Raw genomic sequence first — 15,009 nt, 5'->3', positions numbered from 1 at the left:
ATGGCACTTATAACTTTTAGGCATACCCGGTAAAATTATGGAATTATGACATTTTAAATATTTTGTAGCCGTCGTAAAATAGCTCAGATTCAGCCTTACTATACTCCAGCTTTATATTTCACAACTCGTATTAAGTCTTCCAATCAAAAACCTTGACAATGAATAAAGCTTTATATTCTTTTTAATTCATGTTAATGGATTGAAACTCACATAAGCACTGTAGTCATGTGGCTGTTCAAACTATCAAGGATTATGATAGAGTTCTAGATTATACTTACATAATCTAATGTATATCCCGATACCAGCAATAAATTAACAGATGAACCATAAACAAAAATTAGAGCATTTTGTAGAAACTACACTGTGGACAGTCAGATTTTTGGCGATTGTCCCTGTCTTGTTTGGGGTTTTTAGCGTACTAGGTTTATTTATATTGGGTAGCGCAGAAATTATTTCAGGATTAAGCGGATACTTACATTTTAAACATGAGGAAACAGCTAAAAGTATCCTCAGTGGCATTATTGGTGGTATTGATATGTACTTAATTGGGATTGTTTTAATGATATTTAGCTTTGGAATTTATGAATTATTTATCTCAAAAATTGATATTGGCAGGCAGAATGAAGAAATTCAGATTTTGGAAATTAAATCACTCGATCAGTTAAAAGACAAAGTTTTGAAAGTTATTGTTATGGTACTTGTAGTTGGCTTCTTTAAAAAAGTCTTAGAAATGCCAATTTCAACAACTCTTGATCTGCTCTATCTTGCGATTTCAATTCTCTTGATTGCGGCCAGCAGTTATTTATTGCGATCAAAACACGATATTCATCCGTGACAACTTATTTTAAGGCTCCCCAAAGCCAGTTACCAGGGGCTTCAGGATCGTTACCATAACAAAATCTGTCGCGTTTTCTCAATCCTACCTGTGCGCGTTTGGGTGTGCCAGTGACCGTAGAGACGACCTGTGGTCAGTACAAAGGGATAATCTGCATCTGGTGGTTCAGCCAATCCTCGTGGAGGATGCCTGCAAAGATAACGGCAGAATGGGACAACAGGATTCTGATAAATGTACTGATTTATAGATTAATAAAACATGTCCCTAAAATCCAATGCTTTATAAGCATTAGATTTATAACTTTTAGGTATAGCCGAGAGAAATTTCAAATCAAATTTACCCCTGTTTTTTAGTGTTTAAAGTATCATTCAATGCTCCTAAATAGGTAATTATAGAAGCAGTAGGCCTTGGTGTAGACTCCCAACCAAGACCTACATCAATATCAAGTTGTCAACGCTTTTAAGTTAAATCCCAGTAGTCAAACTGTTAAGCGCGAGTTAAATTATCCCGTGGGATTGAGTAATTCCGTTTGCGGTGACGGTAACTGTGTCAGTAAAGGGGAAAGGAATACCTGAATTTGGTTCCACACCCAATGTAATAGTCAGGGAGTCCAAGACAGACGCTAATCCTAAATTGGAGAAGGTATGCTCGGCTACATTTCTGTTGATGATTTCATAGAACTCATTCGGATTTTTAGAATTCATCAGGCTATCTTTGACAAACTTCGCAACTGGTATGATGTCGCGGAACTCACTATCGTCTACTCCTGCTTTGTAGTCTAAATCAACGGTGACGTTGGCTATACCTGACTGTGCCGGAATCAAAACATCTTTGAGTTCAAAGGAAACCAATTCATCGGTTTTGCCATCGGTCGTGATTTTGACCGTGTTACTAAATGCGAAGGGAATGTTTGCATTTGGTGCCACATCCAGTGTGATGGATGCTTCTTCCAGAACCGATTTTAAATCAAAGCTGTTATTATTCAGCAGTGACGTAGCGAGATTTTTGTTGATGATTTCATAGAACTCACCAGGATTTTGAGAATTCGTTAGCTTATCCTTGACAAACTCAGCCACTGGAAGGATATTGCGAAACTGATTATTGTTTACTCCTGGTTTGTAGTCGAGATTCACACTCACATCGGCTACAGCTGACTGTGCGGGAATCAGAACATCTTGGAGTTCAAAGGAAACTAATGCATCAGTTTTGCCATTAGGAGCGATCGCAACTGTGGTGCTAAATGCGAAGGGAATGTTTGCATTTGGTGCTACATCCAGTGTGATGGATGCTTCTTCCAGAACCGATTTTAAATCAAAGCTGCGATTATTCAGCAGTGATGTAGCGAGATTTTTGTTGATGATTTCATAGAACTCACCAGGATTTTGAGAATTCGTTAGCTTATCCTTGACAAACTCAGCCACTGGAAGGATATTGCGAAACTGATTATTGTTTACTCCTGGTTTGTAGTCGAGATTCACACTCACATCGGCTACAGCTGACTGTGCAGGAATCAGAACATCTTGGAGTTCAAAGGAAACTAATGCATCAGTTTTGCCATTAGGAGCGATCGCAACTGTGGTGCTAAATGCGAAGGGAATGTTTGCATTTGGTGCCACATCCAGTGTGATGGATGCTTCTTCCAGAACCGATTTTAAATCAAAGCTGCGATTATTCAGCAGTGATGTAGCGAGATTTTTGTTGATGATTTCATAGAATTCATTCGGATTTTTAGAATTCGCCAGCTTATCTTTGACAAACTTCGCAACTGGGATGATATCGCGGAACTGACTATTATCTAATCCTGGTTTGTAGTCGAGATTCACACTCACATCGGCTATAGCTGACTGTGCAGGAATCAAAACATCTTGGAGTTCAAAGGAAACCAGTTGATCGCTAGTTAGATTTGACGTTTGTCCGGTAGAAAAGCTGGCAGTGATATCTTGATCGAATACTGCCAGAGTTCCGCCACCAAACTTGGTCTTGTAAGCGTTGAGAACATCATTAATGGCTTTTTCATTGGCTAATGTATCTTGCAAGATCAGTCTAATTACCTGGGAATCTTCCTTGACGATTTTTCCGGCAGCATTTTTGACTTCCCCTTTGGCATCAAATTGTGTTAAGCCAGGGAAACGTGGTGCAATTTCTCGATCGACAAACTTCTGAAACGCATTTTTGGAAATGCTACCACCGCCGGGAGCGTTCTGTCCAAAGTATAAATCTGCCTGGATGAACTTAGGTGTGGCGGAATTATCAAATAAATCGGCGGCTGCGCCAAAGCTAACTTTGACATCCTGATTGGCTACGATTAATTCCCCAGCGCCGTTAAACTTTTGCTGATAGGTTTTCAACGCATTGCTGAGTGCGGTTTCATTCGCCAAGGTATCTTCTAAAATCAACTTGACGACTTGAGAGTTTTCCTTTGTGATGCTCCCGTTTGCCGAACGCACCTGTCCTTGAGCCTTAAAAATCGTCAATCCGGGGACGCTGGGTGCAAGTACGTTGTCGATAAACTTCTGGAATTGCTTTTGAGAAACTTCTCCATCACCAGGAATGTTGCGTCCAAAATATGCGTCTACCTCGATCAACTTGGGTGTGGCGGAATTGTCAAACAAATCCGCAGCAGGGCCAAAGTTGATTTTCAGGTCATCAGCATTGGTGACTTGCAACGAACCCTTACCATTGAACTGCTGACTGTAAGTTGCTCGCACTTCGGCGATCGCAGTTTTGTTAGCTGGTGTATCTTCTGTAATTATGGTGACGAGTCGAGAATTTTCTTTATTAATTTTGCCGTTAGCATCCTTGACTTGGCCTTTAACATTGAACTTGGTCAAGCCGAAGAAGCGGGGTGCAATAACTTTGTCTAAGAATGCTTGGAACTCGGCATCAGATAACTTTCCTTCTCCGGGAATATCTAGTCCAAAGTAAAGGTCTTGCTGAATCAAGGGTACAGGATTTGTGGGAGTGGCGTTAACGCTGACGTCAGGAACTTTATTACTGCTTTTTGATGTCATTTAAATTACTCCAAAAGTATTCATGTGGAATCAAAAACTTGGTGAATAATTCACTGAAAAGGATGAAGGCTAAAAAATCGCTACATTTCCTACCATTTTTATCAGTAGATAGTTTTATACTTCATGCTTAAATTGACCGCTTTTGCTGTCAAAGCAGTTAATATTTACCAGAAAAATCTTGAAACATCAAAGAATTAGCTGCAACAAAACTGGAGAATATTTGGTAGTTCAAGCCAGTAGTTATTACTTTGTTAACTAACTTTTATTCATGATTAAAAAATGATTAAAAATTAGTTAATTTTTTATTAAAATGTGCAATGCCTGTATGACAAACACAAATATGTTTGCTTACACTTACTATTGGTCTGACAAGGAATACCTCAAAAAAAATATACCGCAAGAACACAATAAATTTATATAAATTTTTGATGAAGAAGTAAATCAAGAGGTAGCATCCCAATTTTACCTTTAATAAATTTGTAGTGGGAGCATCTTGCTCTCTAATGTCAAGTCAGCGACCAAGGGAGCCATCACTACAAAAAAATCAATTTACACATTTGGGATGCTCCCGATCAACATATTAATAATTATCCAAATTAATTCTTTCTTATTTTCTTATATCAGAATATATTATATTTTCATAAATCTGCATTTGGGTAGTTGACAAACAAAGTTTATTATAATCCAAACTGTAATTAACTAATACCAATTTGAAAAAAATGCGACAGATGAGTAGGCTCACATCTTGCACCAAGAAAAATTGATGTAATTTTATTACTCAGTAACAAACCAAAACCCTCAATTTAGCGATAAAAACCTATAAAAATGAGGTAGCTTTATCGCGCATCTTTGGACTTTACCTGAGGTTGTACGTAGAGGTGCAAGATATGAGTAGGGGCACAACAATGTTGTGCCCTCATGAATAATAGGGAAAATTATTTACTCAGGATTCAGAACTTTAGTGTTTCTGAATCCTGAATTTTAATATGATTTACGCCTGATGATGAAACGGACATTTACCAGCAGATGGTTCTTTTTCCCAAGGATCTGGGACATAGAAATAGTTGGGTTTGAGCAGGCGATTTTCAAACTCTAAAGGGTAAACAGGAGTGGTTGAACCCGATAGCGGTGGAAGTAACCAACGCCAATCCCCATAAACGTGGCGATCGCATTTTTGCTCTTCATCCACAAATTGCATAAAGGAATCAGTTAGAGTATGGTGATCCAACATCCTGACGCCATGCAGTTTGTAAGAGTGCAGCACAGCCACATTCATTTCTACCAAAGCTAAATCTTTCCACAGCGTGATATTTTCGCTGCTATCTAAACCCATTTTTTCAGCAATAATCGGTAGCATATTGTAGCGGTACGTATCGCTAAAATTCCGCCCACCAATTTCTGCACCCATGTAAAAACCGTTAAATGGTGTGGGGTATTGAATTCCTCCCATATCCAGCATCATGTTAGCAACAGCAGGTAATCCAAACCATTTCAGATCCAAGTCTGCAAACCATTCATAGCGAGGGTGAGAAATCGGAACTTCTAAAATAATTTCTGGGGGAATTTCAAACAATTTGGGTTCCCCTTCTCCTACTTGGATAATTAAAGGTAAGACATCAAAGCGGGTTTTAGACTCTCTTGTCCAACCTAATTTAATTGCCTGATCTGTTAATTCCACATTGGCAGGATCGCCAAGAATGCTACCATCTGGTTGACGATACCCAGCATAACGCAGCATTAAATTGTTCCAAACTTTGATATTTAAATTTGGATTTAAAATCGTAATCGTCGAGCGCAGATTGCCGTTATTAGTCGCAAACTTAATGTGTTCGACTAATGTTTGAAAAATCTCCTCCTCGGTTTGTAAATGGCGCATATCCCGGAGTTGCAAACTGCGCCAAAAGTTGCGTCCCAAACAGCGGTTACTATTACGCCATGCCAGCTTTGTGCCGTAAACTAGTTCATCTAAAGTATGTTCGTAAGTCCCTGTAAGCTCAATTGATTCCTTGACTTCTTGCCAACGAGGGAGGAAAACTTCTGCTAAACCTTGTTCGAGATAGCATTGCTTGAGGAAAACCTCGGCTTCTTGGGCAACGGAATTAATCGGTTGGACGTAAATGCTCATCTGCTCGATGGGTGTAATTCCGCCTGCTAGTTGTACCGCTGGACGCTGCGGGATGGCAGTTTGAACGTTACCTTCTTCATTCAGTTTCGAGGAGAATAATTCTTGACGAATGGCACAGTCCGGCCAACCTGCTGTTTTTAAATAGCTGCGCACTCCATCCATAAAGGGTTCGGGGCCGCACATAAAGGCAACGGTTTCTTCTGTGTAGGGATAAAGGTTTTGCACATCTTCAAGTGTGAGTCTACCTGTCCGGCGAGTTGCCCGAACTGTAAAGCTTAAATTCGGGTGAGTAGTTACTAGTTGCCCTAGTTCTGTGAGAAAGACTAAATCTTCTGCATGGGGGGCTGAAAAATCGAGATGGAATTTGCGGGTATCGCCGCGATTCGCCAGAGTTCGCATCATAGCGATCGCGGGAGTGATACCAATTCCCCCCGCAAAAAAGATGACGGGGTTTTCATCTTCTAAGAAAAACTCACCTCTCGGCGCAGAGATGCGTAATAGAGCTTCTGAATCAGCGCGATCGCACAACCAACGGGAAAATAATCCTAATTCTTCTCGTTTCACCGTGATTTCATACTGCTCAGTTTGATCGGCTGGTGAACTCAAAGTATAAGCACGAGTCACCCAAGAACCATCCACCCGTCCTTGAATCAAGAGATGTTGTCCAGGTTTTGAAGCCACGACTTGTTCATACACTGGGCAAAATTGGAAGCGCATCATCCCCCGCCCCAAATCTTCTTTGTTCACGAGTTCTGCAACAGCCAGATTTGCTGAACCTAGCATTTCTTCGACTAAAGGCTGACAGCTACCGCAGATCATTGTGACTTGTGTTTGTTCGACAATTCCCTCTAAAGAATCTAAACCTGTATCTATCAGTTCTCGCACTTTGCCACAGGTTGTTTTCGTACAATTACAAACGATATCGCTATCGGCTCCTGATGTCGTTACTTCCTCAATTTGCAGTTCTCCTAACTCGCGGAATAATGCCACTTGCCAACGGGGAAGGAGTCGATCTTCAAAAAATAGCTGAATGGCTAATCGTCGCCCACTCCAACGTCCACGCACTGATAAACTAGCAATTTTGCCATCCTTTAATCTTAGGATGCGTTCGCCACCATTTTCGGGAGTATAGCGAACTTCTTCTAGGTTATTGCTATCTTCATCTGCCCAATACCATTCTAGGATTTCGCCATCAAGCGATCGCTCTCCAATTAACAGGCGATCGTTTGCTTGCAGCAGCCGTGTAATTATTCCTGGTTTTTCGGCGACAAACCCCTCACTAATCGTTAAAATACCGCGTCCCGGCAATATATAGACGTTAATGAGTTCTAGAATGTGTTGAGCAATCCAATGTCTCAAGTCAAGAGTTTTTCGCCCTAACCATTGGGCTGATGCTTCTGCTTGATTGCTTAATCCAGATTCACTTAATGCCACCAACCAATCTAGTTGCGATTGGGCTGCTTTGCCATTCATTCCCAGAGCCATTGCATCGTGTAATGCTGCGGATGCTGGGACATCAAAATAGCGAACTTCTGTAGGCACATCTGCAAGAATTCGGTTTAAATGGGCTTCTAACCCATAGACAAATTCGTCAAAATCAATTGTACCACTACCATCTGTGTCCGCCTGTTCTAGGATAGATTGACATTCATCGTGGCTATATCCTAAATCTAAGAGGTAGGGAAGCAACTCTTGAGCGTCAATGTGTCCACTTTGATCGAGGTCGATGGCGTCAAATCGCAAGCGGGCAAATTGTTGAGCCGACAGAGATTGTCGCAGGATTGCAGATATTTCTGAGGCGATATCTGCACCACTAAGTTGACTCAAACCTGTTAAGATTTCTGGAGGCTGGTTGTTGATTTCACCGTGCAACCACTTGGATAAACCAAAGGCGATCGCTTCTGGCTCTAACCAAGGTAAGCTACTAGTACCCAGGGGTAAGGATAAAGTCCGGCGAAACCTCAATTCCTTTTTCTGCCCCAGCATCTGGGAAAATAAAGGCGCGTGACGTAAGATGAGAGTTTCGATATTCAATCCACGTACTAGGCTTTCGGCTTCGGCCAAGCGTTCCCCAACCTGTCCACTTGGACAAGCAGGTGCAACCCAAGCTAAACGGCGAATCCCCTGCTTTTGCGCGATATCTATCAAGGAACGAGTCAGCGATACCACCTCAGATAAGTCTGTCGGCATAATGAAAATTACTGCCGCTTCAGCACCGTCAAACTCTTCTGGTAAAATCTTTTGAGAATTTAAGTTTAAATTGAACCACTCACCACTAACTAGGCTTGTGGAAGTAGCGATACCTTCGGCACGCTGCGCGAACGCCCCCAAACGTTTGAATCCATAAACCTCAGAGCGATCAGTCGTTGTCACCCAACTGACAAATTCTTTTGCAGGTAAATAGTGAAAATCGGATGTAAAAACCAGAATCGTTGCCGTTGATGATGCTGATATTTCCCCAAGTTGTTTGGTGTTCATCTGGATGCGATCGCTGAAATAAAAGACTCCTGAAATTTAGGTTAATAGAACACATCAGTCAAGTCGAATGCCTAAAAGTTATCACATCTATAACTTTTAGGTATACCAAATACAATTCATAGAATTACGGCATCTGATAATTCCGGACAAAAGTATATTTATCAGTAGTTCTGTCATCCAAAAAGATCTTGTAAGTGCTACCAGGTGCAACAGGTTTACCACTAGTATCAACTATTGCCAATGAAGTAGTATAGAAACTAGCTTCTTTTTTACTAAAAATTTAACTTGATTAATTAAGTTTTTATTTAAGCTCTAAGTAGGGCGGTGCAATTAAACATAACTGGCGAGGACTGTCATTTGTCATTTGTCATTTGTCATTGGTAAAGGTTTCAAGCCAATTTACGTTTCGTAACATAGTTTGGTTTTTTTCTACCGACTTACTTAACTTATGATTTGTAAAATTACAATATTTTAATAAAGCTGTCAATGATTTATACAAAACATCCTACTTTTCCCACTTTTCCCACTTTTTAGAAAAATAGTATCTCAATTAGGTTTGAAACAAGAAACCAGACAAATTTATTGATTCATGACAAAATACCATATTCTTTGTCATGGGAGCATCCCACTTTTTTGCATGTCATTGCGCTAAGCAAAGCCATGCCCGGAGAGCTTTACGTAACGAAGAGGAGTGAAGCAATCGCACAGTCTCACACTCAGAACAAGTCCATAGGATTGCTACCATACGGGAAGCCACTGACGCTCCTTCTCCCAAGGGGAGACGCTACGCGAACGTCGCTACCGCTGACGCTCGAAGACTCGCTAACGCTGCGCTAACGCTAACGTGTCTAAGTCGTTCCGCCTCTCGAAGAGAAGGCTTTACGCAATGCCAGTCCAATTCTCTAGCTGAAAAATAAAAACTGGAATGCATCCCAATTAGCTGATGTAAATCATCAACATCCAGGCAAGTCAGATTTGACTATCTTTGCTGTTCCGGGATGATTTATCGGAATACATTTCACTTGAGTTTCTAAGGAATTAATTTGACGTAATAGTGAAAATCCCCACGCTAAAGAAATGACAAATTTAATTGTCATCCCTACCAATAGGAATGTGACTATTTTGGTAGATTTTTTTTGTTGCGCCTGTCTTTTTTGTTGTTCCTTCAGTCGGGCTTCAATTTCTTTAGCACGCTCTGCCTCTAGAGACTGTTGTATTTCTTGATGCTCTAATTCTTCACTAGCAGCTAAAAATAGATAATCTAAGTTACTCAAGCTTTTTCCATTTGCCCAGTTTTTAGCATCAATCAAAGCTTGTCCGCGCAATAGACGAGATGTATCCTCTTGATTGGAAGCTAACCAAATATCAAAGGCTTGAGAATAAGGACGCAAGTTGGCTAATTGTTTTTCAACCCATTCGAGATTAAAAACTTCTTGATAAATTGGGCTTCTGACAGTTAAACGACCTTCTTTTCTACACACCAAACCAGATAATAACAGTTCTACTTGTTCTCGACTATCGTCGGTGGGTACTTCCATTCCTTGTAATAATTGCCGATAAATACCTAGCAAACTACCAGCAAATTGTTCGTTTCTGAGGATGCGATCGCGAATTGTGCGTAAATGTTCTGGTTCATCCTGTGATTCCCATTTATCAATAATGTAGGAACGCACGAGATTTTCTACTAAATAAGTTTCATTTCCAGGAATAAATTTTAGCTTATTGTCTATATTATTTTGTAGAGAATTGACTAATAGATGGCACAATTTTTGAGTAAGAAAAGGTTGACCTTTTGTCCAAAACAACACTTCTCTAAGAATAGAATTAGGGTTATTGCCTGTAGTTTCTAAGCCTTTGGCTAGTGGTTGAGATTCATCAAATGTAAATCCTTCTAGTTCTATAGCTTTACCGATATTAAATGGCGTATTATGCTTTTTATATAAAATTAAATTGTTTGGTGTAGCTACACCAAAAATCGCAAAAGTAATGCGGTTATATTCTGGATTAATTGCTCTTTGGTTATAACAAAAGCGAATTAAACTAAAAAAATCATCAACGGAAAAATCTAAACTTTTAATACTATCAATTTCATCAATAAAAATAAAAAAATGTTCGTTAGGAAATTGAGCCAACAGTATATCCGAAATAAATCGACTGAGCCTTTGTACTAAAGAAATATCATTATGTTCTTGCCACCAGGATTTTAAATTAAGCTTATTTACTAATTTAAAACCCAACCATAAGTCACCTATAAGCCCTTTATACCACTGTTGTGGAGTAATGTTTTCACAACCAATATTTGTTAGATCGATAGTGGCACATTTATAGCCTTCTTGTTGTAGGTGGTGTTTAGTTTTGACTAAAAGTGAGGATTTACCCATTTGCCTGCAACTGAGAACATAGCAAAACTCTCCTTGTTTCAAGGCTTGGTAGATTTCCCTATCTGCCCGTCGTTCAACGTAGCTAGGTGCATCAATATTTAGCGTGCCGCCAACTTGGTATCGATAATTATTCATGTGTTCAGAAAATTTTATTTTTTTTAATTTTTTTTAGGACTGGTTGATTGCTAATCTGCTTGATATTGATTCAGTTATTTTCTGGTAACAGGTTAACGAAAAGTTTAGTAGAATTTTTACTGATGAGTTGTTGATGAAAATAAAGACGATACAATTCACAGCTGACACGGGCTTGATTGCCTTCTAGTTGCACTAAACCCATACTTTCTAGTTTATAGGCAGCGATCGCATCTAGTTCTACTCTTTCATTAACTGCTACCACTTGCTGCATCGCAGAGATTAATTGCGGTTCTTTTTGCAGTAGAGTTAATAGTTCTCGAAGATGCTGACTGTAGATTCCTGCTGGTGTGGATGCTGTTTGTAATAATTCTTCTAGTGGCATTTTGCTCTGACGCAGATGATATAGCGCCAGGTTTACTAAATAGGGATGCCCACCAACCATTGCTTGTAGGGATGCTAGAAGTTTCAAATTTTCTTCGTTGGCTGCCCAATCGAGTCCGTAATGCAATGCTAAGGTTTGTACTTGTTCTAAGGTAAACGGTGTTAGGGTAACAGTTACCCCAACATTAAACGGAGACTGATTGATATTCAGCGGGATGTAAATTTCTGTAGAGTGAACTACCACAATCCGCAGTTTTTCCCATATTTGATTCTGCTTGGACTGTTCGTGCCAACATCGCAGCATCGGTAAGACATCTTGTGCAATTTTGGGATGTTCAAAAATGCGATTGACTTCATTTAAAGCCAAGACTACCGGATGATTATCGATGTATTGCAATATATAGGCTTCAAAGTAAATTTTACAGCTTACCTTGCTGCCCATATCTGCATCCCAAAAATCATCTAGACTCGGAAACAGGTTTAACTGCTGACTGACGATGACACAAAACCAACGCAAAAATTTATCTAGCGAAGCAAAAACCTCTTCATCAGCTTCTTGAAAATCTAGATAAACAGTGTGATAACCTTGCTGTTTAGCGTGAGCAATCATTCGGTGTAGCACAGAACTTTTGCCCATCTTCTTAGGTGCTTTGATTCTCAGCAAACAACCCGGTTGCATGATTTCATTACAAATTAGTTCTTCTAGGGGAGGTCGAGGGATATAAAAAGGAGAATTTACCGGGACAGGCCCGCTAGGAAAGTCCATTTTCTCTTTTGAGATTAAGTCTAGTGAAAGCTTATCTGCCGACTCAACGAGCAATGATTTTTTTTGAGGTAGATTTCTTTTTAGATGTTTACTATTTTGCTGAACTTTATTGAATACTAAATGTAAGTTCTTTTTTGTCACTCTTTGCCCTAGTGCTTCAGATAAGTCTTGCCACAACTGAGAACCTATTTCTTTAATGTAGTCAGCACCATAGCCCGAATCCTTAGCCATCTCACCATAGGTTTTGCCCAACCATGATTGGTGAAGTACAAACCGTTGAACGTATCCAAGAGGCTGACGTTCTGGCAGAATTTGTTCTACAGATTTCAGAAGTTCATCCACAATTATGTAACTGATAATTTTAAGATATTTTGGGAAATTTTTGAATTTTCTGGTGTTGTACCATGCGATTCAATTCGAGAACTGGAGTTTTTTAAAAGGGAATATGCAACAAATAACAGCCAACAGTATAGAATTTCACAATCAACCTAGATTATGAAAAAAAATCTATGTCTCAAGATAGATGCTGTTTAATAAATCGCTAAGGACTTTTCAAACAACCTCTTACTCTTGCTATTGACTTGCTAAGCAATACTATAATAAAAAATATATCGTAATCATACAGAAATTTTATATAAATTTTTGATGAAGTAGTTCCTGAAAATATTAATAAATATCTGATAAATCTCTTTAGTTATTGGTCATTACAAGCTCTGTAACTTTTTCAAAAAGCTGAATTTTAGCTATTTACATAAAAAAAAATAATCGCCAGAATTAATATAATTAAAATAAATAATACTAAAGTTAGTGTTGGAGCAACGTTTCATTGCTTCACAACCTGTAAATTATATATTCTACATGATACAGATGAAAAGAAGTTCAGTTCCAAACAATATTTGAAAGTATTTTATGCTTGCATACCTAGAACGCAGTTGTGCAAACAGCTTTGCGCCATCATCAGTTTTCAATTGCGTATATGTAGGTAGTTCACACGTTTCCATATTGCGTAAATCGCACAATAGTTATGGGTGAAACTGACAGGTGAACGCTCGCGAATATCGGACGTGTTCCTACGGTTCAATAACAGCTTAGACGAATTTAAGCGTTTAGCTGCAAGCAGCGCATTGCCAAATAAGTGAGGATGTTTGAGCGGAAATTCAAAATCTTCCTGAGAATTAATCACCTTTTCCAGTGATTAGCCTTATCCCTACTAAAATTGGGCGGGTTCTGTTAATAATGATGAGTCTGCTAAAGGGTAGGCTGGGTGGCGATATAGATAACCTGTATTTAATATCTCAATAAAAGCGATCGCGAATTCCCTCTTCCCAATCATCAGGAGTGACTAATTGATCGGCTAACCATGCTAGGTGACGCTTTTTCCAAATGCTTCTCCCGTCCCTGGCGATTGGCTTCAGCCTGAATTTCTTCTGCTGTAATAGTTATCCCTTTTTCCTCGGCTGCATAATTTATCAATTTTTTAAACAAAACATTTTGGTAAACGGGTTTAAAAGTCATTTTGTTTTTGAGAAAGTTGAAACTTTCCGGCTCAAAAACAAACTTATCAAGTTCAATTATTAGTTTTTAGGCTTAGTAATTAATTAATAAATTGTAATTCTTGAACTTATAATTGCAGCAAATTTTTGTTTTAGAAAATTAATTTAATATTTTTAATTTCAAACCCAAATTTATTGAATTAATAAGTGCAGATTACCTCAACATAATTCTTAAAAATTAATCAAATCGTTATTTTTTATTTAAATAGCTATATATCCAATTGCTCAGAATCAGGTAACATTGGCAACTCTGGCAACCAAAGCTCAAATTGAATTGCTTAATTCTGAATTACGAACCGCTAATTAATTACTGAAAATAATTTAGCCTAATACAACACTTTAGTGGTGTCGAATACCTTATAATTCTGATAGCTATAACTTTTAGGTATACCTGAGACAATTCATGGAATTACGGCATCTGAAATATTTTGTCACCGTTGCAGAAGAACTCAACTTTAGCCGTGCTGCTGGAAGGCTGTTTATTTCCCAACCAGCGTTAAGTCGTCAAATCAAAAACCTGGAAGATGAACTGAGGGTTATGCTATTTCTGAGACAATCTGATGGCTTGACACTTACACAAGCGGGGCAATTTTTTCTTGAACAAGCACAAGATATTTTGAATTGTAGCCATGTGGCTGTGCAAAGTCTCAAGACTAATTACACCAATACTTTGGAGCCTTTGGTTATTGGCTATATCCCAACCATCCTCCAGAGTTTGCTTGGTGAAACCCTACACCGCTTTAAACTTGCCTATCCTGAAGTTGCCATTCGTTTCCAGGAAATGCCTCCTAGTGAACAAGTTAGAGCATTAAGAGAGGGCACGATCGATATTGCCTTTATGGGCAACCCACCTGATGAGTTAGAACAAGAGTTTATAGTCAAATGTGTGAAGAAAATGCCTATTGCGGCTGTGATACCGGATACACATCGATTGGCATATGAATCCTCGATTGATCTAGCTTCCCTGGCATCGGAAAAATTTATCGGCATGTCTGAAAAAAAGTATCCAGGGCGAAACGATCGCATCTGTGATGTTTGTCGTGGCGCTGGCTTCGTGCCAAATCTGCATTTGTTTGCCGATAGTCACCCTTCAATGATTGCTCTGGTTGCCGCTGGGCAAGGAGTTGGAATCATGCCGAGTGAAGGAGCCTCCCTGCCTCATCCCCAAGTTGTGTTTATGCCGCTCCACCATCCGATCTACTATGGGCGATCGACTGCTGCGTGGCGGAAAGAAACACCTAGTAAATCTTTAGCTAAATATCTCCAAATTCTGTTTGAGAATGGAGAAGCTAGTTTCTCAGTCCCGTTAAGCGATCGCGTGTATTAGATTTCTTCTTTTTAACA

8 protein-coding genes are annotated in these 15,009 nt (G+C 39.3%); 2 read left to right on the top strand and 6 right to left on the bottom strand.

The features are described from left to right. The first annotated feature begins 319 nt into the window (after positions 1-319). Positions 320-835 carry a YqhA family protein gene (locus AACU32_RS09430; RefSeq protein ID WP_096599330.1) on the top strand — a complete coding sequence of 172 codons (516 nt, stop codon included), beginning with the start codon at positions 320-322 and terminating at the stop codon, positions 833-835. A 50-nt stretch (positions 836-885) separates the two neighbouring features. Here the strand turns inward: AACU32_RS09430 and AACU32_RS09425 are convergent, their stop codons facing one another. The 6 genes from AACU32_RS09425 to AACU32_RS09400 form a co-directional block, all read right to left on the bottom strand. Beyond that, on the bottom strand, positions 886-1,008 hold the full coding sequence (locus tag AACU32_RS09425) for a hypothetical protein (RefSeq protein WP_339377705.1): 123 nt from the start codon (positions 1,006-1,008) through the stop codon (positions 886-888). Between the two features lie 324 nt (positions 1,009-1,332). Further along, positions 1,333-3,846, bottom strand: coding sequence for a DUF3574 domain-containing protein (locus AACU32_RS09420; RefSeq protein ID WP_096599329.1), 2,514 nt, complete (start codon positions 3,844-3,846; stop codon positions 1,333-1,335). A gap of 991 nt (positions 3,847-4,837) precedes the next feature. After that, positions 4,838-8,449: a nitric oxide synthase oxygenase gene (locus AACU32_RS09415; protein ID WP_096599328.1), complete on the bottom strand. Its 3,612-nt coding sequence runs from the start codon at positions 8,447-8,449 to the stop codon at positions 4,838-4,840. Between the two features lie 953 nt (positions 8,450-9,402). Further along, positions 9,403-10,965 carry an AAA-like domain-containing protein gene (locus tag AACU32_RS09410; RefSeq protein ID WP_096599327.1) on the bottom strand — a complete coding sequence of 521 codons (1,563 nt, stop codon included), beginning with the start codon at positions 10,963-10,965 and terminating at the stop codon, positions 9,403-9,405. 70 nt (positions 10,966-11,035) lie between these two features. Then, a complete protein-coding gene (locus tag AACU32_RS09405) occupies positions 11,036-12,460 on the bottom strand; it encodes an AAA-like domain-containing protein (RefSeq protein ID WP_445223219.1) in 1,425 nt (474 codons plus the stop codon). Positions 12,461-13,444: 984 nt separating this feature from the next. Then, positions 13,445-13,627, bottom strand: coding sequence for a hypothetical protein (locus AACU32_RS09400; RefSeq protein WP_339377703.1), 183 nt, complete (start codon positions 13,625-13,627; stop codon positions 13,445-13,447). Between the two features lie 441 nt (positions 13,628-14,068). Between AACU32_RS09400 and AACU32_RS09395 the strand changes: the two genes are divergently transcribed. Beyond that, positions 14,069-14,992 (top strand): LysR family transcriptional regulator, encoded by a 924-nt coding sequence (locus tag AACU32_RS09395; RefSeq protein WP_096599326.1) that lies wholly within the window; start codon positions 14,069-14,071, stop codon positions 14,990-14,992. The last annotated feature ends 17 nt before the right edge of the window (positions 14,993-15,009 follow it).

The sequence above is a fragment of the Calothrix sp. NIES-2100 genome (assembly GCF_963875285.1).
Taxonomy (GTDB): domain Bacteria; phylum Cyanobacteriota; class Cyanobacteriia; order Cyanobacteriales; family Nostocaceae; genus Aulosira.
The sequence above is the reverse complement of the archived record's forward strand: the minus strand, read 5'-3'. Positions and strand labels throughout refer to the sequence as shown.